The 22,891-nt window shown below is 63.3% G+C and carries 24 protein-coding genes, 1 tRNA gene and 2 pseudogenes; 14 read left to right on the top strand and 13 right to left on the bottom strand.

Features of this window, described 5'->3' with window-relative positions; genetic code table 11:
• The 3 genes and pseudogenes from F4V58_RS12665 to crtI form a co-directional block, all read left to right on the top strand.
• Window positions 1-349 (top strand): annotated as a pseudogene (locus tag F4V58_RS12665) (hypothetical protein); the annotation flags it as partial.
• A 354-nt stretch (window positions 350-703) separates the two neighbouring features.
• Window positions 704-1,603, top strand: coding sequence for a phytoene/squalene synthase family protein (locus F4V58_RS01800; protein WP_075732856.1), 900 nt, complete (start codon window positions 704-706; stop codon window positions 1,601-1,603).
• A complete protein-coding gene (gene crtI, locus F4V58_RS01795) occupies window positions 1,600-3,171 on the top strand; it encodes a phytoene desaturase family protein (protein ID WP_075732854.1) in 1,572 nt (523 codons plus the stop codon). Before F4V58_RS01800 ends, crtI begins: the two co-directional genes overlap by 4 nt.
• A 224-nt stretch (window positions 3,172-3,395) precedes the next feature.
• Here the strand turns inward: crtI and F4V58_RS01790 are convergent.
• Window positions 3,396-3,471 (bottom strand) — tRNA-Thr (locus F4V58_RS01790).
• 158 nt (window positions 3,472-3,629) lie between these two features.
• On the opposite strand from F4V58_RS01790, the gene thrE reads away from it, so the two are divergent.
• The 5 genes from thrE (at window position 3,630) to otsB (ending at window position 8,428) form a co-directional block, all read left to right on the top strand.
• Window positions 3,630-5,237 carry a threonine/serine exporter ThrE gene (gene thrE, locus F4V58_RS01785; protein WP_075732852.1) on the top strand — a complete coding sequence of 536 codons (1,608 nt, stop codon included), beginning with the start codon at window positions 3,630-3,632 and terminating at the stop codon, window positions 5,235-5,237.
• A 70-nt stretch (window positions 5,238-5,307) separates the two neighbouring features.
• Window positions 5,308-5,715: a hypothetical protein gene (locus tag F4V58_RS01780; RefSeq protein WP_075732850.1), complete on the top strand. Its 408-nt coding sequence runs from the start codon at window positions 5,308-5,310 to the stop codon at window positions 5,713-5,715.
• 37 nt (window positions 5,716-5,752) lie between these two features.
• Entirely contained in the window at window positions 5,753-7,171 is a 1,419-nt protein-coding gene (locus F4V58_RS01775) for an alpha,alpha-trehalose-phosphate synthase (UDP-forming) (protein WP_084559644.1), read from the top strand.
• Window positions 7,172-7,669, top strand: coding sequence for a hypothetical protein (locus F4V58_RS01770; RefSeq protein WP_075732846.1), 498 nt, complete (start codon window positions 7,172-7,174; stop codon window positions 7,667-7,669).
• Window positions 7,670-7,684: 15 nt separating this feature from the next.
• Window positions 7,685-8,428: a trehalose-phosphatase gene (gene otsB / locus F4V58_RS01765; protein ID WP_075732844.1), complete on the top strand. Its 744-nt coding sequence runs from the start codon at window positions 7,685-7,687 to the stop codon at window positions 8,426-8,428.
• Here the strand turns inward: otsB and F4V58_RS01760 are convergent.
• Together F4V58_RS01760 and F4V58_RS01755 are read right to left on the bottom strand one after the other, a co-directional pair.
• Window positions 8,421-9,434: an HNH endonuclease signature motif containing protein gene (locus tag F4V58_RS01760; protein ID WP_075732843.1), complete on the bottom strand. Its 1,014-nt coding sequence runs from the start codon at window positions 9,432-9,434 to the stop codon at window positions 8,421-8,423. The two genes, otsB and F4V58_RS01760, sit on opposite strands and share 8 nt — an antisense overlap.
• 68 nt (window positions 9,435-9,502) lie before the next feature.
• Window positions 9,503-10,510, bottom strand: a complete 1,008-nt coding sequence (locus F4V58_RS01755) for a LacI family DNA-binding transcriptional regulator (RefSeq protein WP_075732841.1) — start codon at window positions 10,508-10,510, stop codon at window positions 9,503-9,505.
• Between the two features lie 23 nt (window positions 10,511-10,533).
• Here F4V58_RS01755 and F4V58_RS01750 point away from each other — a divergent pair, with 23 nt between their 5' ends.
• From F4V58_RS01750 to F4V58_RS01735, 4 genes are read left to right on the top strand one after another with little or no spacing between them, the layout of a single operon-like run.
• Window positions 10,534-11,385, top strand: coding sequence for a metal ABC transporter solute-binding protein, Zn/Mn family (locus F4V58_RS01750; protein ID WP_075732839.1), 852 nt, complete (start codon window positions 10,534-10,536; stop codon window positions 11,383-11,385).
• Entirely contained in the window at window positions 11,378-12,076 is a 699-nt protein-coding gene (locus tag F4V58_RS01745) for a metal ABC transporter ATP-binding protein (protein ID WP_075732837.1), read from the top strand. The genes F4V58_RS01750 and F4V58_RS01745 overlap by 8 nt, the downstream gene beginning before the upstream one ends.
• Window positions 12,069-12,962: a metal ABC transporter permease gene (locus F4V58_RS01740; RefSeq protein ID WP_075732835.1), complete on the top strand. Its 894-nt coding sequence runs from the start codon at window positions 12,069-12,071 to the stop codon at window positions 12,960-12,962. Before F4V58_RS01745 ends, F4V58_RS01740 begins: the two co-directional genes overlap by 8 nt.
• Window positions 12,963-12,973: 11 nt before the next feature.
• Window positions 12,974-13,762, top strand: a complete 789-nt coding sequence (locus F4V58_RS01735; RefSeq protein WP_075732834.1) for a CE1 family esterase — start codon at window positions 12,974-12,976, stop codon at window positions 13,760-13,762.
• A gap of 32 nt (window positions 13,763-13,794) precedes the next feature.
• Here F4V58_RS01735 and rlmB read toward each other — a convergent pair whose 3' ends face one another.
• The 8 genes and pseudogenes from rlmB to F4V58_RS01695 form a co-directional block, all read right to left on the bottom strand.
• Window positions 13,795-14,745 carry a 23S rRNA (guanosine(2251)-2'-O)-methyltransferase RlmB gene (rlmB, locus tag F4V58_RS01730; protein WP_075732832.1) on the bottom strand — a complete coding sequence of 317 codons (951 nt, stop codon included), beginning with the start codon at window positions 14,743-14,745 and terminating at the stop codon, window positions 13,795-13,797.
• Window positions 14,746-14,769: 24 nt separating this feature from the next.
• Window positions 14,770-16,158 (bottom strand): cysteine--tRNA ligase, encoded by a 1,389-nt coding sequence (gene cysS, locus F4V58_RS01725; protein ID WP_075732830.1) that lies wholly within the window; start codon window positions 16,156-16,158, stop codon window positions 14,770-14,772.
• A gap of 16 nt (window positions 16,159-16,174) precedes the next feature.
• The gene (locus F4V58_RS01720; protein WP_075732828.1) at window positions 16,175-16,660 is read right to left on the bottom strand and encodes a PTS sugar transporter subunit IIA; all 486 of its coding nucleotides are present in this window, start codon (window positions 16,658-16,660) and stop codon (window positions 16,175-16,177) included.
• A 329-nt stretch (window positions 16,661-16,989) separates the two neighbouring features.
• On the bottom strand, window positions 16,990-17,475 hold the full coding sequence (locus F4V58_RS01715) for a PTS sugar transporter subunit IIA (RefSeq protein ID WP_075732824.1): 486 nt from the start codon (window positions 17,473-17,475) through the stop codon (window positions 16,990-16,992).
• Window positions 17,476-17,563: 88 nt separating this feature from the next.
• A pseudogene (locus tag F4V58_RS01710) lies at window positions 17,564-17,815 on the bottom strand (PTS transporter subunit EIIC); the annotation flags it as partial.
• Between the two features lie 97 nt (window positions 17,816-17,912).
• A complete protein-coding gene (gene ispF / locus F4V58_RS01705) occupies window positions 17,913-18,389 on the bottom strand; it encodes a 2-C-methyl-D-erythritol 2,4-cyclodiphosphate synthase (RefSeq protein ID WP_075732822.1) in 477 nt (158 codons plus the stop codon).
• Window positions 18,386-19,093, bottom strand: coding sequence for a 2-C-methyl-D-erythritol 4-phosphate cytidylyltransferase (ispD, locus tag F4V58_RS01700; protein ID WP_075732820.1), 708 nt, complete (start codon window positions 19,091-19,093; stop codon window positions 18,386-18,388). The genes ispF and ispD overlap by 4 nt, the downstream gene beginning before the upstream one ends.
• 5 nt (window positions 19,094-19,098) lie before the next feature.
• On the bottom strand, window positions 19,099-19,686 hold the full coding sequence (locus F4V58_RS01695; RefSeq protein ID WP_075732818.1) for a CarD family transcriptional regulator: 588 nt from the start codon (window positions 19,684-19,686) through the stop codon (window positions 19,099-19,101).
• Between the two features lie 244 nt (window positions 19,687-19,930).
• Between F4V58_RS01695 and F4V58_RS01690 the strand changes: the two genes are divergently transcribed.
• Window positions 19,931-20,575, top strand: a complete 645-nt coding sequence (locus F4V58_RS01690; protein ID WP_075732816.1) for a hypothetical protein — start codon at window positions 19,931-19,933, stop codon at window positions 20,573-20,575.
• A 70-nt stretch (window positions 20,576-20,645) separates the two neighbouring features.
• Here the strand turns inward: F4V58_RS01690 and F4V58_RS01685 are convergent, their stop codons facing one another.
• Window positions 20,646-20,909 carry a hypothetical protein gene (locus F4V58_RS01685; RefSeq protein WP_075732814.1) on the bottom strand — a complete coding sequence of 88 codons (264 nt, stop codon included), beginning with the start codon at window positions 20,907-20,909 and terminating at the stop codon, window positions 20,646-20,648.
• A 90-nt stretch (window positions 20,910-20,999) separates the two neighbouring features.
• On the bottom strand, window positions 21,000-21,221 hold the full coding sequence (locus tag F4V58_RS01680; RefSeq protein ID WP_075732812.1) for a hypothetical protein: 222 nt from the start codon (window positions 21,219-21,221) through the stop codon (window positions 21,000-21,002).
• A gap of 237 nt (window positions 21,222-21,458) precedes the next feature.
• Between F4V58_RS01680 and radA the strand changes: the two genes are divergently transcribed.
• A complete protein-coding gene (gene radA, locus F4V58_RS01675; RefSeq protein ID WP_075732809.1) occupies window positions 21,459-22,838 on the top strand; it encodes a DNA repair protein RadA in 1,380 nt (459 codons plus the stop codon).
• Window positions 22,839-22,891: the final 53 nt, after the last annotated feature.

The following is a 22,891-nucleotide window of genomic DNA, read 5'->3' as shown; positions in this document are numbered from 1 at the left end:
CCCCGCCGCGCCCGCACCCGCCGCGCCCGCCGCACCTGTGCCCGCACCCGCCGCACCTGTGCCCGCACCCGCCGCACCTGTGCCCGCACCCGCTGCGCCTGCCGCAACCGCTGCGGTCATCGGCAATTCTGGCGCAGTCTTGGGCACACAGCCCCCAGCTTTTCCTACACAGGCAGCCCTCCCCGCACCTAGCCCCGTCAAGTCCGCCGGTAGCACCGTGACCCAGGCCCAAGCCCAGGCCCAAGCTGTAACGATGGGCATGGGCGAAGGCTTCGCCCTAGGCGTTGGCCTGATGGGACTGCTTGCCGGCCTGGGCTCGCTGGTGGTGGCTCGCAAGATTTCGCCCTAACCCTATCCTCAACCCCGGTCTGGGGCGGGTCTGGCACCCTTCGGCGTGGTAGCGTGTGAGATAAATTAATTAATCTAGAAACTGTTTACTTCGCTTTTTACAGCGCGTACGCGGGCCCCTCCCGGCGGCGCCGTTGCTGGAGATAACCCGAAGTGCGGTGGCCGGCACAACCGCCACGGATTTCGGGCCCAGGCGGGCCGGACGCTGGGTGCCGCCCACGCCCGGGTTTGGGACATTGTGCACAGCGAAGTAGCGGGACAAAAGTGAGATAATTAACCACGCACGGTTGCCCGGCACTGTCACTGCTGGGCTGCCGGAAGTCGCAGGCACTATTGAAAACGAAGGCTGGCCGGTATGTCTGAAGCTGTTGATTCCTCCCCCGCGGGCTTGCCGCGTTTTAACCGCAGTGGGCAGCGCGCGGCCCGGCAACTGATCAATTCCTATTCCACCAGCTTTTCCCTGGCCACACGGCTGCTGGGTCCGCGCACGCGCGCTGATATCACCAACCTGTACGCGGTAGTGCGTATAGCCGATGAAATCGTTGACGGCACCGCCGCCGCCGCAGGATTATCGCGGGAGGACATCGCGGCCGAGCTTGACGCCTACGAATCCCGGGTGCTGGCGGCTCCCAGCAAACCCTTCCACACGGACCCGGTGCTGCACGCCTTCGCGGGCACCGCACGCCGCTGCGGGTTCCGGGAGGAACACCTGCGGGCATTTTTTGCCTCCATGCGCCGCGACCTCCACCAAACCTCCTACCGCACCGCCGGGGAGCTGGAGGAATACGTCTACGGCTCCGCGGAAGTCATCGGGCTCTTGTGCTTGGATGTGTTTGTAGCTGACCATCCTGTGCCGCCGGCGGACAAGGCACGCCTGGAACACGGCGCCCGGCGTTTGGGCGCGGCCTTCCAAAAAATCAACTTTCTCCGCGACCTCCACCACGACACCCATGACCTGGGCCGCACGTATTTCCCGCAGCTAGCCAGCGGCCACTTCAACGCGGCCGCCAAAGATGAGCTGGTGGCGGACATCCGGGCGGATCTCTCCGCCGCGCGCCACGCGATTGACCAGCTGCCACTTTCCGCGCGGATTGGCGTGGCGGCCGCCACAGAGCTTTTCACCGCCCTCAACAATGACCTGGCAGACCTGAGCGCCGCGGAAGTCCGCACCCGCCGGGTCCGGGTGAGCAATCCGCGCAAACTAGCCCTGGTGGCGCGCGCCGCCGTTACCTCTCTAAGGACAACCCTCACATGAAAAATCAACCCGAATCCGTAACCGTCATTGGTGCCGGAGTGGCCGGCTTGGCCACCGCCGCGCTACTAGCCCGTGAGGGCAAGCGCGTGACGGTGGTGGACAAGCTCACCGAGTTGGGTGGGCGCGCCGGAAGCCTCAGCGTAGATGGCTTCCGTTGGGACACGGGCCCCTCCTGGTATCTGATGCCGGAGGCCTTTGACCACTTCTTCGAGCTGTGTGGAACTACCACCGCAGCGGAGCTTAACCTGGTGGACCTTGCCCCCGCTTACCGAGTTTTCGACGATCGCGGGCGCACCACTGATGTGCACACCGGAGTGGAGGAAGCCGCGCGCTTGTTTGAGTCCATCGAACCCGGCGCGGGTGCGCGGCTACGCAACTACCTGGCTCAGGCCACCGATGTCTACAACGTGGCGCTGCGGCGCTTTTTGTACACCACGTTCTCCACTGCCCGCGAGCTGCTGACCCCGGACGTGCGCGCGCAGCTAAAAACGCTGACCAGGCTGCTCAGCCGCTCCTTGGAAAGCCACGTCAACGCTTCCTTCACTGATCATCGCCTGCGCCAGATTTTGAGCTACCCGGCGGTGTTTTTATCCAGTGAGCCGGCGGCCGCCCCCGCGCTGTATTCCTTGATGAGCCACACGGACTTGGTGGAGGGCGTGCGCTACCCGCTGGGCGGCTTTGCTGCCGTGGTGGACGCCATTGCCCGGCAGGCGCGCGCCGCCGGCGTGGAGTTTATCCTGGGCACGCAGGTCACCGGCATTGAAACCGCGGGCGGCCGCGCCACCGGCGTGCGGGTAGTAGACGCCAACGGCCCGCGCACCATTGCCGCCGATACCGTGGTCTCCAGCGCCGATCTTCACCACACGGAGACCACGCTCCTGCCGCCCGAACTGCGAAGCTACCCGGAACCATATTTTGCCGACCGCAACCCGGGGCTGGGCACCGTACTGGTCCTGTTGGGGGTCAAAGGTGAGCTTCCAGAGCTGGCCCACCACAACCTGCTGTTTAGTCAAGATTGGGACCCGGATTTCCGGGCGGTCTACCACGGCCCCGAACCTGAGCGGGAGCTGGGGGCCTCGCGGTCTATCTACGTGTCTAAGACCTCCGCCACGGACCCGGATGTGGCGCCGGCGGACCACGAGAACCTCTTTGTGCTCATCCCGGTGCCGGCGGATACGGCGGTGGGCCATGGGGACGCGTACCGGGAGGGGGCATCGGCACGCGTGGAGGCCATCGCGGACGCGGCCGTAGCCCAAATTGGCTCCTGGGCGAAAATCCCGGACTTCGCGCAGCGTGTGGTGGTCCGGCGTACCTTGGGGCCGGCGGACTTCGCGGAGCGCTACCACGCCTGGCGCGGCGGAGCGATAGGCCCTGCGCACACTCTGAGCCAATCCGCGTTCTTCCGGGGCAAGAACGTCTCCGCTAAGGTTGCTGGGCTCTACTACGCCGGGGCCACCACCGTGCCCGGGGTGGGCGTTCCCATGTGCCTAATCTCTGCGGAGAACGTGGTCAAGCGGCTGCGTGGGGACCGCAGCGCACAACCGCTGCCCGCTACTTCGCGGCCGTGAACGCCACTGCCGGGAAGGTTGACGGCGCTTCGAATATTTCCGGGGCAAAGCGCCATGATCACGCGCGCGTTATTATTCCGCTTTTGGGGTAATTCCTGGCCAGCCGGGGTTCGCTTACCGATAGCCGTGGCGAATGACCCTGGTTTTTATTATGTGGTTATTCTGTGGTTTAACACTAAATTGTTCAAGTGATGCGGGGGCTTACCCTGCTTCACCTGCAAGTTTGGGGCTGGAGACGAGACTTGAACTCGCAACCTACGCATTACAAGTGCGTTGCGCTACCAATTGCGCCACTCCAGCACAATGAGCGGTACTTACCGGCCATCGTTTGGATATAGTACAGCATGGCCCGGGGTGAAGTACTAATTGTGGTACGCCGGGTGCACAATGGAAACAGGGGCGCTAGAGTTGTGCGCCTAATGGTGTTGACTTCAGGCGTGTAAGAAGGATTTAGTTCAGTGAGTTTTCTACCTTTATCGAAGCGTTTCCGCGATATCCTCGTGGGCCCTCACGCCTACGCGGCCACGGTTGACGTGGCCAAGGCCGCGCCCCCGCCCTCCCCCCTGGCCCCGGTGGACCTCACCAGCGAGGCCCAGGTCACCGGCGTGATGGAAATAGCGGCCCGGATTGGCGGGATCCTCATCGGAGCCGGGACTTCCAACGCGGACGTGCGTGCGCAGGTGTACTTGGCGGCGGCATCGTACGGACTGCACTACGTGCATGTGGACGTGCTGGCCAACACCATTACTCTGCACACCTCAATTGGTACGGGGGAAAACCGCCGCTCGCTGCACGTCTTTCGGGTTACCCCGGGAATTGACGTCAACTTCTCCAAATTGTCCGCAGTGGACCGGCTAATCCGCTCCATCCACTCCGGTTCCACCCCGCCGGCCATGGCGGAGCATCTGTTGGATGAGATTGACCGGATGGCCCCGCCGCACAGCTTGCCCAAGACCCTTGTTAGCTGGGGCATCATGGGTGCCATGTTCGCCACCATGATTGGCGGCGGTGTGGCCACCGCGATAATCACGTTCTTTGTAACGGCGTCGATAATGGGTATAAACCACCAGCTCTCCCGGCTACGCGTGCCCACCTTTTACCAAAATATTGTGGGCGGTTTGATTGCGGTGCTACCCGCCGCCATTGCTTACAACCTGGCCGCGCACTACGACATCGCGGTGGAGCCCTCGCAGATTATTGGCTCCGGAATCATTGTGCTGGTGGCCGGCTTGACGCTGGTGCAGTCCTTGATTGACGGCATAACGCGGGCGCCGGTGACCTCCGCAGCGCGCTTTTTTGAGGCCATGTTATCCACGGGTTCGCTGGTGGCCGGCGTGGCCTGCGGCATCCAGGTGGCGGAGTACTTGGGCTTCCCGCTGCCGCCGCTGGCTACTGTGGCGCCGCCGGTGTACTACACCATCGCGTTCCGGATCCTGTGCGGCGGCCTGGGGTGTGCGGCTTTTGCCTACGCCTGCTACGCCTCCCGCAAGGAATCGGTTATCTCTGGGCTCACCGCCGCGGCCGGTATGGTCTTTTTCTACCTGGTGATGCTCCAGCTGGGCGCGGGCACCGTGGTCACGTGCTTCTTGTCCGCGATTGTCGTAGGCCTGGCGGGCGGTTTGCTCTCCCGCCGCTTCTTCATCCCCCCGCTTATCACGATGATTACCGGGTATATTCCCATGCTGCCGGGGCTGACTTTGTACCGGGCCATGTACGCCACCACTAATGACCAAATCATCACGGGTCTGTCCAATCTGCTCACGGCTCTGGCAATTGCGGGCGCGCTGGCGTCCGGTGTGGTCTTGGGCGAGCGCGTGGCCCGCCGGCTGCGCAGGCCCAAGCACTTCCGCCCATATTCGGCGTTCAAGAAGATAGGCCGCAAGTCATACCGGCTGGCCACGGCGCGGCGTATTCCTCGCGTGCCGATGTCCCCCCGTCCGCCCGCTCGCAATATGCGCTCGCTGCAAGATCAGGCCATCACCCAAGAATTCGCGGCGCAGGACTACGATCTCAACGAGGCCCTCAATCAGCTTGATCCCGTCTACGAAGAACCGGAGTCAGATTGATCCTGCGCGCTGAAAGTAGCGTAGAATTGCCTATTTGATAGTCACTTAAATTCTATGCAGGAGGACTTTCGTGCCACCAAAGGTCACTGACATCCAACCCAATGCGGACCAAACCCAGGCCGTTGAGGAAGAAACCGCCATCGCGGCACGCCGTATTGTCTCCACCTACGCCCAGGACTTCCTGGACGGCGTTACCTTGATGAGCATGCTTGGGGTGGAGCCGGAGGGCCTCATTCACCGCAAGGTGGTGGCTGAGCAGGAGGCTGCTGAGCCGAAGAAGGCGGAGAAGAAGACCGAGAAATCGGCTGAGAAGAAGGCCACCAAGAAAGCGGCCAAGAAAGCGGCCAAGAAGAGCACCAAAAAAGCGGCTAAAAAAGCCACCAAGAAGGCCACTAAGAAAGCCGCCAAGAAGGCCACCAAGAAGGCCACTAAGAAGGCCACGAAGAAAGCGGCTAAAAAAGCCACCAAGAAGTCCTAGTGTGCTTTGAGCGGCGAATTTATGAAGGAGTGCGATGATGAGTGACAAACATGACTTCGTCGTTGTGGCCAACCGGCTGCCCGTTGATCTGCAGACCTCCCCGGATGGCAAGCGCACCTGGACGCCGTCCCCGGGGGGCTTGGTCACCGCGCTGACGCCGGTTTTGCGGAAGAACCAGGGCTGCTGGGTGGGCTGGCCCGGTGTTATCGATGACGCCCCGGAGCCGTTTTGCACCGAAGACGGCGTGACGCTGCACCCGCTGAAGCTCAACATCACCGAGTACCAGGGCTTTTATGAGGGGTTTTCCAACGCCACCTTGTGGCCGCTCTACCATGATCTGATTGTCACTCCCCAGTATGACCGCGAGTGGTGGCATACCTACCGGGAGGTCAACCTTCGCTTCGCTGATGAGGTAGCCTCCGTGGCCGCCCACGGGGCCACCGTCTGGGTCCAGGACTACCAACTGCACCTGGTTCCTGGCATTTTGCGCCAAAAACGCCCGGACCTGACCATTGGCTTTTTCCTGCATATCCCGTTTCCCTCGGCGGACTTGTTCCAGCAGGTTCCGTGGCGCGAGGAGCTGGTCCGGGGCCTGATGGGCGCTGACCTGATTGGTTTCCAGCTGGAGTCCGGTGCCCGCAATTTCCTTGAGCTGGCCAGCCGCCAGGGCTATGACACGCACGGGGAAGTTTCCACGCGGGAAGTCTCCGCGTTTATCAACCTAAGTGGCGGCCGCCGGGTGGGAGTGGGGTCTTTCCCTATTTCCATCGACTCCGCTGAGATGGCGGATTTCACCACCGTGGACTTAGGCGGCGCGGAGCGTATTCACGCGGAGCTGGGCAAAGAACGCACGGTGATTTTGGGCGTTGACCGCCTGGACTACACCAAGGGAATCTTGCAGCGGCTCATTGCCTTTGAGGAGCTCCTGGAGTCCGGCGCGCTGGACCCGCAGGAGGTTGCTATGGTGCAGTTGGCCACGCCGTCCCGGGAGCGTATTGACCACTACCGGCTGGCGCGATCGCGCGTGGAGGAGGCTGTGGGGCGTATCAACGGCCGCTTTGGCCAGATTGGCCGGCCCGTGGTGCACTACCAGCACACTAGCGTCAACAAGACCACGTTGCGCCGCTATTACCGCATGGCGGACATCATGATGGTCACGCCTTTCAAAGACGGAATGAACCTGGTGGCTAAGGAATTCGTGGCCTGCCACGGGGATTTCTCCGGCGCGTTGGTGCTGTCCGAGTTTGCCGGTGCCGCTGATGAGCTGACCCAGGCCTACCTGTGCAACCCCTTTGACATTGAGTCGGTCAAGACCGCCTTGCGCAGCGCCTTCCGGGGCCTGCGCGATCAGCCCGATGCCCTCGCGCAGCGCATGCAGATCATGCACGAGCAGGTACTATCCCACGACGTGGATTTGTGGTCCACTTCTTTCCTGACCGCCCTGGGGAAGAAATAAATGAGACGTGTTGTCGCGGCCGCTTTGGCCGGTATCTTCGCGCTGACTTCACTCTCGGGGTGCGGTTCCGGCGCGGACCCTGACACCGTGGTCGTGGACCGGTCTTGGCAGGTTTCCGGCATTTATACCTCCGCAGACTCTCCCTCGGTGATTCCCAACGCCATCACGCAGCCGCCTAGCTTGACCTTTGGTGCCCGCGGGCTGGTGGGTACTTCAGGGTGCGCGCAATTCCGGGCCACCGCCAGCTATTTCCGGGCCGGGGAAAAGTCCAACGTGGAAGACGCGGACCGGCTCACCCTGGACTCGGTTTCCTGGAAGCCCATGGACGGGGACTGCGCCGGTGAGCAACTCTGGGCGCATAACCAATTCACCCGGCTGTTTGCGCAGGGCCACGGCTTTGGGCTGAGCAGTCCGGACAAAGACCAGCTCATTTTGACCCTCGAGGACGCCGGCGTGGAGCCTCCCTCCCTCCGGTTGGTGTCCGTCAACCCCTCCTAAACCAAAAGGTCCGCCATGATTTCCCAGCTCGCGCACGCCAAAAAATTAGCCGTGGTATCTGACTTTGACGGAACCTTGGCGGAGTTTTCTACCGACCGCTTTGATGTTCACGCCCACCCGGACGCTATCTCTGCGTTGGAGGCGCTAGCTGCGTTGGAAAATACCACCGTGGCGGTACTTTCCGGCCGCGACATCACCGGACTGCGCCGGATTTGCCCGCTGGGGGATCCGGTTATTTTTGGGGGCTCACACGGCGCCCAGACCGCGTTGGCGGGCACAGGTGAGGTAGAAACCGCGCTGTCTCCGGAAGGTCGCGCCCATCTGACCGCCATGGAGGCGCGCGCCCGTGAGATTGTCCGCCGCTTCCCCGGCACGGACGTGGAGGTCAAACCCTTCCAGGTGGTGCTGCACGTACGCGAGTTGTCCCAGCATGATCCCGATGCCGCCCAAGCCGCCCTCGACGCCGCCGCATCCGCCGACACCCACGGGTTCCCCTTCACCTTGGGCAAGGGCGTGGCGGAGTTCTCTGCGACCACGGCCACGAAGGGCTCTTGGCTCAACCAACTGCGGGCGGACACCGGCGCGACCATCTGCTTCCTCGGCGACGATGTCACAGACGAACACGGCTTCCAGGCCCTGCGCGCAGGCGACGTCGGGGTGAAGGTGGGGCCGGGGGCCACGGCGGCGTCGGCAAGAGTGGCAGACGTCAACGCCGTTGCGGCCTTTCTTACTGAGCTGGCCGCAGCGCGCGCTAAATAGGCTGCCCGCCCCATGGCGGTTGCCAGGCGGTCTTGCCTTTAACCCTAATCATCTTGCCCCTGGTGTTGGCCGGCCCGGAGTCTTCATTGACCCGGTTGTGGTATTCACACAGCGTCACCAGGTTGGCCACATTGGTGTAACCGCCGTTGAACCAGGACTGAATGTGGTGGTACTGGCAGTCCTCTGCCGGCACGCGGCAGTCGGGCCACGCGCATTTGGGGTTTTCCGCGTCCAGCATGAGCCGCTGCTTGCTGTTCGCAAACCGCGAGGTGCGGTACGCGTTGACGGGGCCCTCCAGCGGGTGGACCAGGGTGACAAAGCCGAACTCAGCCAACTTGCGCTGGACCAGTTCCGCGCCGGTCATCCGGCCGCCGTTGGTGAGTTTGAGGACAATGTCATCACCTTCACCGGCGGCAATCTCAGTGAGCTCATCCAAGTCGATGATGACGTTGGTGGCCACCTGCGGTGCCTGCGCGGTGTGTTCTCCTTCCACCAGGCTAAAGAACCCTGCCAGCGGGTTATCCGCGTTGATGGCCCGGATTTTGCCCATGAGGTCCGCAATCTTCAGCGGGGAGGCCGTCACCGTCACAGACGCGTTCTGTTCATCCCGGAAGGTAGCCTTCACGCCTTCCGCCGGGCCCTCACTGGGCTGGGCTTTGGCCTCCCGCGTGAGTTTCTTAATTTCCCCCGCCGGCGCTTGGCACAGCTTGACCCGCAGCTCCCACGCCTTGCGGGGCTTGGTTTTCACCCAGGACTTGACGGAGGTCTCAATGAGCAGCAGGGTGTCTACGCTGTGGCCGGTTTCTTGCAGGGCCTGCCGCGCCTTGGCCTGCAGCCCCGGCTGGGTGGTGTCACCGAAGTACACGTCGCGCAGCCGGAACATGTCATAGACGCGCGCGGCCTGGACACCGGGCTGGAGGAAATCCGCTACCTTTTTCCCCACGCACTCATTCACCAGGGCTAGGCCCGGTGCCGCGTGCGCTTGAAGGTAGTGGTTCAGATTCATATTTCAAACACTAGTGCTAAACCCCCACCCACACAAGACCCCCTGAGCGCACCCCACTCAACCTTGGCCTAAATCGTGCCCCCACGCTGGAACTTTGTCCCCAGCACCACGGGTTGCGGCTGGCCGCCAGCCGCAATGAGTTCCAGTAACATCTGCCCGGCCGCCAGCCCCTTGGCGTGGTTGGGCTGGATAACGGTGGACAGCCCACGCAGCAAGGCGGTGGCAATCCCGTCGAAGCCGGTAACCGCCAGCTGGCCGGGCACGGAAATCCCCCGCGCGGCCGCCACGTCTAGCACCCCCAGCGCCATGGAGTCCGTGGTGCACAACACGGCGGTGAGATCCGGGTGGGCATCCAACAACGCTGCTGCCGCCGCCCGCGCCGTAGCCGGGGTATTCACGTGCCGCGTGACTACGGGGACCTCCCCCAGCACGTCCATGGCACCCAGCACGCGTTCGCGCTGGACGTGCATGTCCGCCCGGGCGGGGTCGGTGACAAAGCCGTCGAAGGGCTCGCGGAACAGCCGGATGGACAGGATTCCCACGCGGGTGTGCCCGGCGTCCACCAGGGCCTGCGCGGCGGGCTTGATGGCGGCGCGGTCGTCAATGCCCACAAACGGCAGCCCGGAGTCTTTGGGCTGGTCGCAGACCACCACGGGCAGGTGGCGGGCGCGGGCGGCGTCGAGGTAGGGGTCATCGGCGGCTACGGAGTAGACCACGAACCCGTCCACGGCGGCCTGGCTAATGACGGAAGCCGCGCCGGCGGGGATGAGCGTGAGCGTGGTTCCCGTCCCGGAGCAGGCGGCGGCCACGCCGGCCAGGAAGTCTACGGAGGCCATGTCCTCGAAGGCGTAGGTGAGATCCTCGGTAAGCAGGACGCCGATAGCCCCGGCGCGCCGGGTGCGCAGCGAGCGCGCGGTGGGGTCCGGCCCGGGGTAGCCCAGCTTGGCGGCGGCGGCCAAGATCCGCTGGCGGGTGGCGGGGGCCAGCTGGTCTGGTTTGTTGTAGGCGTTGGACACCGTGGTGGTGGATACACCTAGGTGGGCCGCCAGTGAGGCAAGAGTAATGCGTTTGGGCATGACTCTAGTTTAGACTGGGCTATATGAAACGCCTTTCGATAAGCCTGGCCGCGCTGATTTTGGCGGGGTGCTCCGCTTCTACCCCGGCCGATGACGGCACGGTCCGGATTGTCACCTCCACGCCCATCTGGGCGGACGTGGCCCGGGTGGTGGCCGGCGACCTGGCGGAGGTCACCTCCGCTATCACCGACCCCAACGTGGACCCGCACCACTTTGAGCCTTCTGCTGCCGATGTCGCCCGGGCCAACGAAGCAGACCTAGTTGTGGTTGGCGGCGGCGGCTACGACGCCTGGCTTTACCAGGCGCTAAGTGATCAGACGCGGGTGGTCACGGCGTTGCCGCTGGTTGACCACGGCACGCTGGCGGAGAACGCTGCCGGTGCCAAGGTGAAGGTTATCGACGGCAATGAGCACGTCTGGTATGACGTGGAGGCCATCAACGTGGTGGGCCAAGACATCGCGGCGGCGCTCCCGGGTGCCAGCGCGGCCAAGCTAGAGGAGCTAACGGGCGGGTTCGCGGAGCGGGTGGCGGCGCTCCCGGCGCGCAAGTACGCCCAGACTGAGCCCATCGCGGACTACCTGCTGGCGCCGTCTAGCTGGAAAGACGTCACGCCGAAGGGCTTTCGGGACGCCACCTTGAAAGAGGGCGAGCCCAGCGTGGCGGACTTAGCGCGGTTCTTGGACGCCATCAAGGCCGGTGAGGTTGAGGTGTTAATTTATAACCCGCAGACCAAGACGGACATGACCCGCCGCATTAGGGAGGCCGCGGAAGCCCAGGGCATTCCGGTGATTGAGATTGGGGAAACCCCGGTGGATGGCAGTGGCTTTTTTACCTACTATGAGTCCGTCATCCAGGACTTAGAAGACCATGCTTAAGCTCACCGGCGCGGCGGTTGACCCGCTGTGGTCCGGCCTGGACTTGGAGGTGGGCGCTGGCGAGTTCCTGGCGGTGCTGGGGCCCAACGGCGTGGGCAAGTCCACGCTTTTAGGCGCGGTGCTGGGCACGCGCCAGCTCACCAGTGGCACGGTGGAGCTCACCGGCCGGGTGGGCTTTATCCCGCAGCAGCGCATGTTCCCCATGGACCTGCCGATGCGGGCGCGCGACCTGGTTTCCTTGGCGGTGGCGCACGGGACGGTGCGCAACCGGCGGGCGAGCAAGGCGCGCGTGGACGGGTTACTGGCGGAGGTGGGCGCGGGGGGTATCGGCAGCAGACGCGTGGGGCTGTTATCTGGCGGCCAGCAGCAGTTGGTGAGGCAGGCTCAGGCGCTGGCCAACGACCCGGAGCTTCTGCTTGCCGACGAACCCCTGCTCTCGCTGGACCCCGCCCGGCAGGCGGCCACCGTGGCCAAGCTTAACCAGTGGCGGCGCGAGCGCGGGATGTCCATTATTTTTGTCACCCACGGCATCAACCCCGTGATGGACGTGGTGGACCGGGTGCTATACCTGGCACCCAACGGGCACACGTTGGGCACGGTGGCTGAGGTCATGCGCACGGAGGTGCTCTCTGAGCTCTACGGCGCGAAGGTAGATGTAATCAACGTCGACGGAAGGCTGATTGTTGTCTAATTTTTGGTCAGACACGACCTACCTGCTGGGCGTGGACTTCGTGCAATCCTCCCTGCTAGCGTGCGCACTGCTGGGGGTACTCTCCGGCGTGATGACCTCGCTGATTGTGCTGCGGCAGATGTCCTTTTCGGTCCACGCCACCTCGGAGCTAGCGCTCATGGGCGCGGCGGCGGCGCTGCTGTTCGGCGCGAACATCGGCTTGGGCGCGGTCTTCGGGGCAATCGCGGCGGCCGTGGTGCTGGCGGTGCTGGGCTTTCGGGGCCAGCAAGACAGCGCTATCGGCGTGGTGATGAGCTTCGGGCTGGGCCTTTCGGTGCTGTTTTTACACCTCTACCCGGGCAACACTACCTCGGCGATGACGCTGCTGACGGGCCAGATCGTGGGCGTTTCGGGGGCGTCGGTGTGGCTGCTGGCTTTAACCACCGCGGTGGTGGTGATTGCTGTGGCGTTGTGGTGGCGCCCCATGCTTTTCGCCTCCGCGGACCCCGTCATGGCGCAGGCCGCCGGGGTGAATGTGCGGTTTATCTCCGTGCTCTTTGCCGTGCTGGTGGGCCTGGCGGCCGCGCAGTCGGTGCAGATCGTGGGCTCGCTGCTGGTCATGGCGCTGCTGATTACCCCGGGCGCGGCGGCGGTGCAGATTACCTCCTCCCCGCTGCGCGCGGTGCTGTGGGCCACCTTCTTCGCCGAGGTCGCCGCGGTGGGCGGGCTGGTGCTTTCCTTGGCCCCGGGGCTGCCCGTATCCGTGTTTGTCACCACCATTTCCTTTGTCATCTACCTGGTGTGTAGGGCAATCGGCTACCGGCGCGGGCGCCGGGCCGTGCGCGACGAGGCCGCCGCCCGGCGCCCCGGCTCGCAGTTCAATGCAGACGGGGTGCACCACCACTAAGCTGGTGAGCTATGAGACGCACGCTAGGGGACCGCACATACCTGCTCATTCAGGATAAGGTGCTGCCCGAGCGCCCAGACCTGTTGCTGTTTTTCCACGGATCCATGCAATCCGGCAACGTGATCCGGCGCTTTACCGCCGGCACCTTCGACGCCGCGTGCCCGCTGGTGGCCTACCCTTTTGGGGTGCATCAACACTTCAACGACGCCCGCTTGGTACTGCCGGTCAAGGCGCGGGAGCTGGGCGTAGATGACGTGGCCTTCACCCGCGATCTGGTGGCCTCACTCCGGCAGGAGTTTGGCGTGGGCCGGGTGTTTGCCGCCGGGTTTTCCAATGGCGGGCAGATGGTCATGCGGCTACTCTTCGACACGCCGGGCTTGCTCGACGGGGCGGCCGTCTTTGCCTCCGCGCTGGGGGCAGGTAGCAACCACGCGCCCACCAACCCGGATAGCGCCTATAAGCCCACGCCGGTATTGTTTATCCACGGCACGGCGGACCCGCTAGCACCCTACGCGGGCGGGAGCAGCCAGGCGCGCGGTGACATGCTGGGCGCGGTGGCCAACGCGGAGAGGTTTGCGCAGCTCAACGGGGCAGGCCCGGCGTCAACGCGGTGCCCTTATCCGGACGTGACGGTCACCCGCTGGGGCGGCGCCCACCCGGTGGAGCTGTGGTCCGTGGACGGCATGGGGCATGTGGTGCCTTCTGGCAACCAGCTAGACCCCCGCCTGGGGCGGAACACGTCCAGCTTCCTGGCGGCGGAGGTGGTGCGCGGCTTCTTCGGCGAACGGTCCGACGCCTAGCCTGACGCGAAGGCTAGCGGCGGGGCTGGCGGCTAGCTTTGGGCCGCGCGGCGCTGACGGGCGAACTCGGAGAGCACCACGCCGGCGGCCACGGAAGCGTTCAGCGACTCCACCCAAGAGGTCATGGGCACCGACATGAGCACGTCGCAGTTCTCGCGCACCAGGCGGGAGATACCCTTGCCCTCGGACCCCACCACAATAGCCACGGGGCCCGCGCCGTCCTGGTAGGTGTCCAGAGTGTGGTTGCCGCCGGCGTCTAGGCCCACCACCTGGTAACCGGACTTCTGCAGCTCCTGGACGGTGCGGGTGATGTTGGTAACGCGCGCCACTGGCAGGCGGGCGGCGGTACCGGCGGAAGTACGCCACGCCACGGCCGTCACGGATGCAGAGCGGCGCTCCGGGATGACCACGCCGTGGCCACCAAAAGCCGCCACGGAGCGGATGACTGCGCCCAAGTTGCGGGGGTCGGTGATGTTGTCCAGGATGACAATCATGCCGGGCTCGCCGGCGTCGCGGGCGGCCTTGGTGACATCGTAAAGTTCTGCGTACTTATACGGCGGAATCTGCAGGCCAATGCCCTGGTGCATGCCGTTGCCCGTCATCAGGTCCATCTCGTGGCGCGGGACTTCCAACACGGGGATGGAGCGGGAATTGGCCATGGTGACAGCCTCAGTGAGGCGCTCATCATTCTTGGTACCCTGCGCCACGTACAGCGAGGTGGCCGGGACCTTGGCGTGCAGGCACTCCACCACGGGGTTGCGGCCCACCACGAACTCCGCGGTTTCTTTCTGGTGGCGCCCGGAATTGCGGCGCTCGCGCATTTTCTTCGCGTGGTGCTTGGCGTGGTAGGTGCGGTCCTCCGCCTTGGGCGTGGGGCCCTTGCCTTCCAGGCCCTTCTTGACCTGCCCGCCGGTACCCTTGAGAGCACCTTTCTTGTTGGATTTGCGTGCCTGAGCGCCGCCGCGGCCGTGAATACGTGCCATGTGGAACGTCCTTTCTTGAAAAATCTAGTTTCGCGCGAAGGACCAGGTTGGGCCGTCGGCGGTGTCAGTAATAGTGATGCCGGCCTGGGCCAGCTTATCGCGGACCTCATCCGCGACCGCCCAGTTCTTCTCCACCCGCGCCTGGGTGCGGCGGGCGAGTTCGGCCTGGATGAGCGTGTCCAGCGCCGCGTGCGCGTTGTCATCAGCGCCGGGGTCCGCCCACTTAACGGGGTCAAAGCCTAGCACTGCGGTCATCGCGCGGACTTGTTCAGCCAGCGCGCGCGCCTTATCTTCATTACCTTGCGCCAATAGCTTATTACCTGCGCGCACCGTAGTGTGAATTTCCGCCAGCGCCCGCGGAACCGCGAGGTCATCATTCATGGCCTCCGCGAAGCCCGGGGTCCATTCCCCAGTGGCCAGATCGGGGAACTGCAGAACAAAGTCCTCCACGCGCCGGTAGCCAGCGGCGGCCTCCGTCAGCGCGGGCTCGGAGTATTCCAGCACCGAGCGATAGTGGGCGCTGCCCAGGTAGTAGCGCAGCTCCACCGGCCGGACCTTCTCCAACAGCTTGGGCACCGAGAGCACGTTGCCTAGGGACTTGGACATCTTCTCCCCCGCCATGGTGACCCAGTGGTTGTGCATCCAGAAATTGGCAAAGGGGTCGCCCGCCGCGTGGGACTGCGCTATCTCATTTTCGTGATGCGGGAACTGCAGGTCCAGGCCGCCGCAGTGGATATCGAACTCCGCGCCCAGGTAGTAGGTGGACATAGCCGAGCACTCCAGGTGCCAGCCGGGCCGGCCGGCGCCCCACGGGGTGGGCCAGGCGGGCTCTCCTTCTTTGGCGGCCTTCCACAGCGCGAAGTCCCGAGGCCCGCGCTTGCCGCGGGTATCCGATTCCCCCTGCTCCATTTCTTCGACTTTGTTGCCGGACAGGTGTCCGTAGTCCGAGCCTTCCGCCGCCACCCACGCAGCCACGTCAAAGTAGACGGATCCCTGGGCGGGGTAGGCAAAGCCGGCATCGATAAGGCGCTGCATGTAGTCCACCATCTGCGTGACGAAGCCCGTGGCGCGCGGCTCCACGCTGGGCGGCAGCACACCTAGGGTGTTATAGGCGCGGGTGAACTCGCGCTCATAGGTAGAAACCCACTCCCACCAGGGGCGGCCGTGTTCTGCGGCCTTGGTCAAAATCTTGTCATCGATATCCGTGACGTTGCGCACGAACGCCACGTCTAGGCCCTGGGCCTCTAGCCAGCGGCGCAAAATGTCAAAAGCCACGCCCGAGCGCAGGTGCCCAATATGGGGTTGCGCTTGGGGCGTGGCTCCGCACAAGTAGATAGACGCGTGCCCCGGGCGCACCGGGACAAATTCGCGTTGGGTACGGGTGGCGGTGTCAAAGATTTTTAAGCTATTCACGCCACCAGTCTACCGTTTAGGCCCGAATAACCTCAGCCATAGGGGTTGCTGCGGCCACCGTCTTGTGGGTGGTGAGCAAAATGTTTTTCACGTGCAGCTTATCCGGGAATACCACCGGGGTGGTCATGTCCACGCCGCGCTCGACTAGCTCAGCTACCGCCACCTTGATAAGCGGGGTTCCGGCCTCAACTTCCTGGCCTTCGCGAACCAGGCTCTCAAACTCATTGCCCTTGAAGTGCTTGGTATCAAGGCCCACGTGGATGAGAACTTCCAGGCCGTTTTTGCTAGTTAAGGTAACGGCGTGATTGGCGTTGAAAATCTGGGTGACCTTGCCAGCAATCGGCGCGCAGAACTCCACTACGTCCGAAGCGGTGGGGATGATGGCAAAACCATCACCGACGGTGCGCTTGGAGAAGGTGGGGTCATTGACCTCATCGAGGGAGATGATGTTCCCGGCGCAAGGGGAAATGATGGTGGAAGTCTTTTTGCCAAACTTAAACATTGGCACGCTCCTTAAGCGAGATTTATTAGAAATTAACTAAGCACAAACACTATCAACCAGCACCCGCGAATACCAAGAGATCTGATGAATATCACGGACCCCTACCCTTGGGCGACCGGCGTCACATTTGCCCCGCTTAGCCAAGGAAACGGCATTTCTAGTACCCGGATTTTCCGCGCTATCCCGGGCACACCGCCACCGGCTTCAGCGCGCCCGGTACCCTCCCGCAGGCGCGGCAGGAAAGGCCCCGCCAACGCGCAAAAGTGCCGCCCGCAGAACAAACTCTAACGGGCGGCACCAGGCGGCCGTGAAGCGAGTGTTGGCTCTTTCTAGGCCAGGGTCACCACCGCCAGTTTGGCTCCGGCGCGTACGGGCCCGGGCCGGGCCACGTCCACGCTGGCAACCTGCTTTTTCTCACTCATCACGATGGGGGTGGTGAGATCCACGTCCTTGGAACGCAGGTGGGCCGCGTTGACTTTGACAATGCCGGTTCCGGCAGTGACTTTATCGCCTTTGGCAGCCAGGGCCGTAAAGCCCTCCCCTTTCAGGGCCACGGTATCCATGCCAATGTGGACCAGAATGTCTAGCCCTTCCTCGGTACAGATAACAAAGGCGTGAAGGCTTTTAAACAGCTGCTTGACGGTGCCGGTGGCGGGGGCGGCGATAATGAGTTCATCGGCAGCTTCAGGAACGATAGCCACGCCGTCGCCTAACATCTTCTGGGAAAAGACCGGGTCATTGATCTGTTCAAGGGCCACCGACTGGCCGGCGCAGGGCGCTACTAGCTCGACCTTCTTTTTGTCGAATCCGAACATATTCCTAAATCTCCTTTTCGCCTTCAAGCAAGACGTTAGCGCTGCCAAGCTGGCGTGCCACCTCATCATAGACAAACTGGACGTTGGGGCCAATGAAACCTGATAGCGCCGCCGCGCCGTTGGAGTCTTTGGCCAGGCCAAAGGCTAGCGCGATGGCAAAGATCACGCCCAGGTTGTCCAGAATTGCGGCGCCGGAGGAAATCAAAACGGCGGCAACGACGTTGTTTGCGCCCCATCCGGTTGGGTCTAGCCAGTAGCCGATACCCATGAGGAGGGCAGCAACTGGCATAACCGCAACGGCACCCATGAGTGCCCGGCCGAGTTTTTGGAGGGGTCCCATGAACACAGAGGTTGTCATGGTGGAGTCCTTTCGCTAGACAAGCCAGATATTAGGGAATGTATACAATCCTTATCCTATATTCTTTATCCGGCTTTATCTAGGGGGTTTGCCACACTACTGCGGTGGCAACTGCGGCGCGGCCCTCACCCCGTCCGGTAAAGCCCAAATGGTCGGTGGTGGTGGCGGACACGGACACGGGTGCGCCCAGCGCCTGGCTGAGAACGCGCTGGGCTTCCTCGCGGCGCGGGCCCATCTTGGGGGTCTGACCTACCAACTGCGCGGAGGCGTTCCCAATAACAAAGCCGTGCGATTTCAGCAGGTCACGACATTCTTCCAAGAGTCTTACCCCGCTGGCCCCCGCATATTCCTGGCGGCCTACGCCCACGAAGGACCCCAGGTCACCGAGCTGCGCGGCAGACAGCAGCGCGTCGACGATGGCGTGGGAGACCACGTCCCCGTCCGAGTGGCCCTCACACCCGTCTACCCCCGGAAATTCCAGGCCCGCTATCCAACAGGGTTTGCCGGGCTCAATCTGGTGGGCGTCCGTGGCTATTCCTACGCGGGGGATAATCATGGGCTAAGGGCTCCTTCTAGGACTGCGCGTGCGAGCACGAGGTCGATGGGGGTGGTTATTTTAAACGCCAGCGGGTCCCCGTCCACCGTCTTGACGGTGGCGCCGTGCCACTCCATCAGACTGGCGTCATCGGTAGCCACGAAGTCCGGATGGCCAGCAAAGTAGGCCCGGTTGGCGGCTAGTAGCTGGCCTAAGTCAAAGCCCTGCGGGGTTTGGACGGCCCGCAGGCCCGCGCGGTCCGGGGTGCCTAGCACGTGGTCCCCGTCCACGTTTTTGATGGTGTCCGCCACGGGTACCACGGGAACAACGGCCGGGGATCCGGCAGCAACGGCCCCGGCCACCCGCGCAATCATCTCCGGTGGGACCAGCGCGCGGGCGGCGTCGTGGATAAGGACGGTAGCCGGGCCCGGGTGTTCGAGGGCCTGGAGCCCGGCCCACACGGAATCCGCGCGCTCCCCGCCGCCGTGTACTAGGCGCACCGGGGTTTCGGGGACTTCGCGCTGCAGCAGCTGGCGGGCGGTGGCCTCCATCTCTGGGCTAACCAGGACAACGATGCCGTCAACCACCCCGGAGCGCGCCATAGCCCGCACGGAGCGGCCCACCAGGCTCACCCCGTCCAAGGGCACGAAGGCCTTGGGCACGTCAGCGCCCAGGCGGGTGCCCTGGCCGGCGGCGGCAATCAGCGCTATGACCGGACGCGGCATGGATTTTAATCCTCGTCGTCGAAGGACAGGCCGTCCAAATCCGCGTCATCATCCACGGTGTCAGTTTCCACCTTGGACCCGTCAACCAGCCCGGCCGCGCGGTGGCGCTCAATGGTGGCCTGGATTTCTGCTTCCATGGCGTCAGCCTTTTTCTCATCTACCGGAGTGGCCAGCGCCAGCTCACCGACCAGGATTTGCCGCGCCTTGGTCAGCATGCGTTTTTCCCCGGCGGACAGGCCGCGGTCTTGGTCACGGCGCCACAGGTCGCGCACGACTTCGGCGACCTTGTTAATCTCACCGGAGGCCAGGCGCTCCTGGTTAGCCTTGTAGCGGCGGGACCAGTTGCCGGCTTCTTCCACGTCCAGCTCGCGCAGCACGGAAAAGACCATTTCCAGGCCCTCTTTGCCCACCACGTCACGAACGCCCACGCGCTCTACGTTCTTGGTAGGAACGCGGACAATGAGGTCCGACTGCTTAATGGCTAGGACCAGATATTCGAGAGTTTCCCCGCCGATGTCCCGCGTTTCAATGTCTTGGATTACTGCGGCACCGTGGTGCGGGTAAACAACGACCTCTCCGACCTTAAAATCCATTCCTGCCACTCCTCGCCAGTAGGGTTAATTGTTAGCTAGTCCGCTTCTAATTGCGCGCACACGTAGGCGTTCATTCTACCACGCCCACCAACCCGGCAATTTTGCGCCGAGTATACCCCCGGATACCCCCTAGTATCATCCGTGTGTTAGCCCACAACCAGCACAAAACTTCATACTAGCGCCCGGGAGGGACTAGGCTAGGAGTTTGATAAATGCCTGTAAATCTAATTGGAGGACGCTCGAAGTGAAGTCCCTGAAGTTTGCCGCTCGCCGCGGTGCCATCATCTCCGTTGCCGCCGTGTCTGCCCTTGCTTTGGCATCCTGCTCCGCCGGCCAAAATACCCAGACCTCGGATAAAGTTATTGCCATTGACGGCGCAAACGCCACCCTTGAAGACGGCAACATTGCGGTCCAAGACGTCAACATCCAGCTAGAGCCGGACACCGGTGAGGCTTCCTTAAAGTTCAGCGCCATCAACAAGGGCTACACCGGTGACCCCGTTACCCTTAAGTCCATTGACGTGGACGGCCAGACGGTTTCCCTCAAAACCCTAGAGGCGCTGCAGCCAATCGGGCGGAACTCCTCTATCATTGGCAACTCCAAGGCCAACCTAGACGCCATTCCGCTATCGGATGCGGACAACATCCAGTACGTTGCCACCTTCTTAGAAAATGATGACTACGGCTACGCCGGCTCCCGGCCCGTGACCTTCAACTTCTCCGTTGGCTCCGTCACCGTTGATGCCCCCATCTCCGCTAGCCCACTGGAAGCCGGTGCCTACAACCGGGATCCCAAGTCTGTGAGCGGTTACACCACCGAGTCCCCCGACGCGGACGCCCACGGCCACGCGCACGCGGACAGCCACGGCAAAGACAGCCACGGGCACTAAAAACGTTTAAATCCGCTGCCACCTCCCCGGGAGGTGACAGCGGATTTTTCTCTGCCTGAGCGTTTAACTACTAGGAAGAACCAATGGCCGCAGCGCCAGCGGTGGCACCAACGATAGCCAGGATGGAAACTACTGCCAGGTTAACCACGCCAATGGAAGACAGCACAGCCGGAACCAGGAGCACGTTAGGTGCCTGGTCACCGCCCACGCGGCGCAGCTCATTCATTACCTGGTTGAGAGGGTCCGGGTAGGTCTGCGCGGAGGCAGCCGGAGTAACGGTTGCGGTTAGGGCCACCGCAGAAGCAACGGCTACTAGGGAACGACGAATCTTCATGGAATCTCCTAAAAACTAGATGGAAAGAAAGGGATGGGTCAATAAAGCAACGCAGGCTTTATTAAAAGAACTCTTAACCAGAGCGGGATTTTACCTAACCGAGCTACTGCCCAGGTTGCTCAGGAAGCCCAGGGAAGACAGAACTGCTGGAACCAGGATGAGGTTCTGCGCCTGGAATCCACCAATCTTGTAGAGCTCGCGCAGCACCTGGGCCAGAGGCTCAGGAGCAGGTTGAGCGGTTGCAGCGGGGGTTCCGGCCACGGAGACAGCTACAGCCAAGCCGATAGCAGCGAGAGAACGACGAATTTTCATAGGAAATCCTTTCCAGAGATGTACAAGTTTTCACAGGCCTAGCCGGGAACCAAGACGAACCAAGACGCACCATTTAAGCCTAATTCCAGCCTACATTCCCGCCCCCAAAATCAAAGGAAAATAAGGTGAAATATTGCTGATATTCTTGTTGATTTTTCTTAAATGGAAGCCAGCTCCGGTACTGCCGCTAGCTCACCGCCGCCGGGCGTGTCTCCCCCAGGCATTAGGGTAGTGAGCATGGCTAAAAAAGTTCGCCCCATCCACACCTGCTCCGAATGTGACTACGTCTCCCCCAAGTGGCTAGGCCGCTGCCCGGAATGCGGGTCCTGGGGCACCCTCCAGGAATCTCTACCCGCCGCCAAGGGCAGCGTTTCCCAGGCCGCAGTGACCGGGCGGATGGTTGCGGGGCTAACCCCCTCCTCTCCTGCGCAACCCATTACCAAGGTGGGGGCGGCTAAGACGGCGTCGTTGAAAAGCGGCATCGGCGAGTTGGACCGCGTCCTGGGCACCGGGATCGTGCCAGGCTCCGTGGTGCTCATGGCCGGCGAACCCGGCGTTGGCAAGTCCACGCTCCTACTGGAAGTAGTCAGCAAATGGGCCGCGCAAGGCCGCAAAGCCCTCTACGTCACCGCGGAGGAATCCGCCGGGCAAGTCCGCTCCCGCGCCGAGCGCACCGGCGCGTTACACGACACCCTTTTCATTGCCGCAGAGTCCAACCTAGACGTGGTTTTTGGGCACGTGGATCAACTCAAGCCCTCGCTGATTATCGTGGACTCGGTGCAGACCATGCACGCCGCCGGCGTGGAGGGCGTGGCCGGCGGCGTGGCGCAATCCCGCGCCGTGACCGCCGCGCTGACCACCTTGGCCAAATCCACCGGGATCCCCGTCTTGCTGGTGGGGCACGTGACCAAAGACGGCAACGTGGCCGGCCCGCGCGTGCTTGAGCATCTAGTGGACGTGGTGCTCAATTTCGAAGGTGACCGCCAATCCAGCCTGCGTATGCTGCGCGGGATTAAAAACCGCTTCGGTGCCACGGATGAGGTGGGGTGTTTCGAGCAAACAGCTGAGGGAATCCGGGAAGTCGCGGACCCCTCCGGGTTGTTCCTCTCCCACCGCGGCTCCACTCCCGATGGCTCCGCGGTCACCGTAGCCATGGACGGCGTGCGCCCCATCCTGGCGGAGGTCCAGGCGCTGACCGTGGACCCCGTGGCAAAGAACCCCCGGCGCGTGGTCACCGGCTTAGATTCCAACCGCGTGCCCATGGTCCTGGCCGTATTGCAGGCCCGTTGCGGACAAAAGACCAACGAGAAAGACGCCTACGTGGCCACCGTGGGCGGGGTGAAGATTGCAGAAACCGCCACGGACTTGGCGGTGGCGCTGGCTACTTGGTCCTCCCTGCATGAGCGCCCGCTGCCGCCCAAGACCGTGGTTATCGGTGAGGTGGGGCTGGCCGGGGAGCTGCGCCGCGTCCCAGGCGTTGGCCGCCGGCTTGCCGAGGCCGCCCGGTTGGGCTACAAGCAAGCTATCGTGCCGGCCGGCTCGGACGCCCAAGTGGCCGGGATGGTCATCCGGGAAGCGGCCACGCTGGGCCAGGCCATCGCGTTGCTGGACGGCTAGGCGCGCGGAGCGGAGCGGGCAGGCGCGGAGCGGAGCGGGCAGGCGCGGAGCGG

The organism is Corynebacterium phocae, assembly GCF_008693075.1.
Taxonomy (GTDB): Bacteria; Actinomycetota; Actinomycetes; order Mycobacteriales; family Mycobacteriaceae; genus Corynebacterium; species Corynebacterium phocae.
This window is presented reverse-complemented; position numbering and strand designations above follow the sequence as displayed.

Excerpts from the sequence above, each read along its gene's own strand:
- F4V58_RS01800 (WP_075732856.1), top strand. The coding sequence starts at position 704 with ATGTCTGAAGCTGTTGATTCCTCCCCCGCGGGCTTGCCGCGTTTTAAC.
- crtI (WP_075732854.1), top strand. The coding sequence starts at position 1,600 with ATGAAAAATCAACCCGAATCCGTAACCGTCATTGGTGCCGGAGTGGCC.
- F4V58_RS01775 (WP_084559644.1), top strand. The coding sequence starts at position 5,753 with ATGAGTGACAAACATGACTTCGTCGTTGTGGCCAACCGGCTGCCCGTT.
- F4V58_RS01770 (WP_075732846.1), top strand. The coding sequence starts at position 7,172 with ATGAGACGTGTTGTCGCGGCCGCTTTGGCCGGTATCTTCGCGCTGACT.
- otsB (WP_075732844.1), top strand. The coding sequence starts at position 7,685 with ATGATTTCCCAGCTCGCGCACGCCAAAAAATTAGCCGTGGTATCTGAC.
- F4V58_RS01760 (WP_075732843.1), bottom strand. The coding sequence starts at position 9,434 with ATGAATCTGAACCACTACCTTCAAGCGCACGCGGCACCGGGCCTAGCC.
- F4V58_RS01755 (WP_075732841.1), bottom strand. The coding sequence starts at position 10,510 with ATGCCCAAACGCATTACTCTTGCCTCACTGGCGGCCCACCTAGGTGTA.
- F4V58_RS01750 (WP_075732839.1), top strand. The coding sequence starts at position 10,534 with ATGAAACGCCTTTCGATAAGCCTGGCCGCGCTGATTTTGGCGGGGTGC.
- F4V58_RS01745 (WP_075732837.1), top strand. The coding sequence starts at position 11,378 with ATGCTTAAGCTCACCGGCGCGGCGGTTGACCCGCTGTGGTCCGGCCTG.
- F4V58_RS01735 (WP_075732834.1), top strand. The coding sequence starts at position 12,974 with ATGAGACGCACGCTAGGGGACCGCACATACCTGCTCATTCAGGATAAG.
- rlmB (WP_075732832.1), bottom strand. The coding sequence starts at position 14,745 with ATGGCACGTATTCACGGCCGCGGCGGCGCTCAGGCACGCAAATCCAAC.
- F4V58_RS01720 (WP_075732828.1), bottom strand. The coding sequence starts at position 16,660 with ATGTTTAAGTTTGGCAAAAAGACTTCCACCATCATTTCCCCTTGCGCC.
- F4V58_RS01715 (WP_075732824.1), bottom strand. The coding sequence starts at position 17,475 with ATGTTCGGATTCGACAAAAAGAAGGTCGAGCTAGTAGCGCCCTGCGCC.
- ispF (WP_075732822.1), bottom strand. The coding sequence starts at position 18,389 with ATGATTATCCCCCGCGTAGGAATAGCCACGGACGCCCACCAGATTGAG.
- ispD (WP_075732820.1), bottom strand. The coding sequence starts at position 19,093 with ATGCCGCGTCCGGTCATAGCGCTGATTGCCGCCGCCGGCCAGGGCACC.
- F4V58_RS01695 (WP_075732818.1), bottom strand. The coding sequence starts at position 19,686 with ATGGATTTTAAGGTCGGAGAGGTCGTTGTTTACCCGCACCACGGTGCC.
- F4V58_RS01685 (WP_075732814.1), bottom strand. The coding sequence starts at position 20,909 with ATGAAGATTCGTCGTTCCCTAGTAGCCGTTGCTTCTGCGGTGGCCCTA.
- F4V58_RS01680 (WP_075732812.1), bottom strand. The coding sequence starts at position 21,221 with ATGAAAATTCGTCGTTCTCTCGCTGCTATCGGCTTGGCTGTAGCTGTC.
- radA (WP_075732809.1), top strand. The coding sequence starts at position 21,459 with ATGGCTAAAAAAGTTCGCCCCATCCACACCTGCTCCGAATGTGACTAC.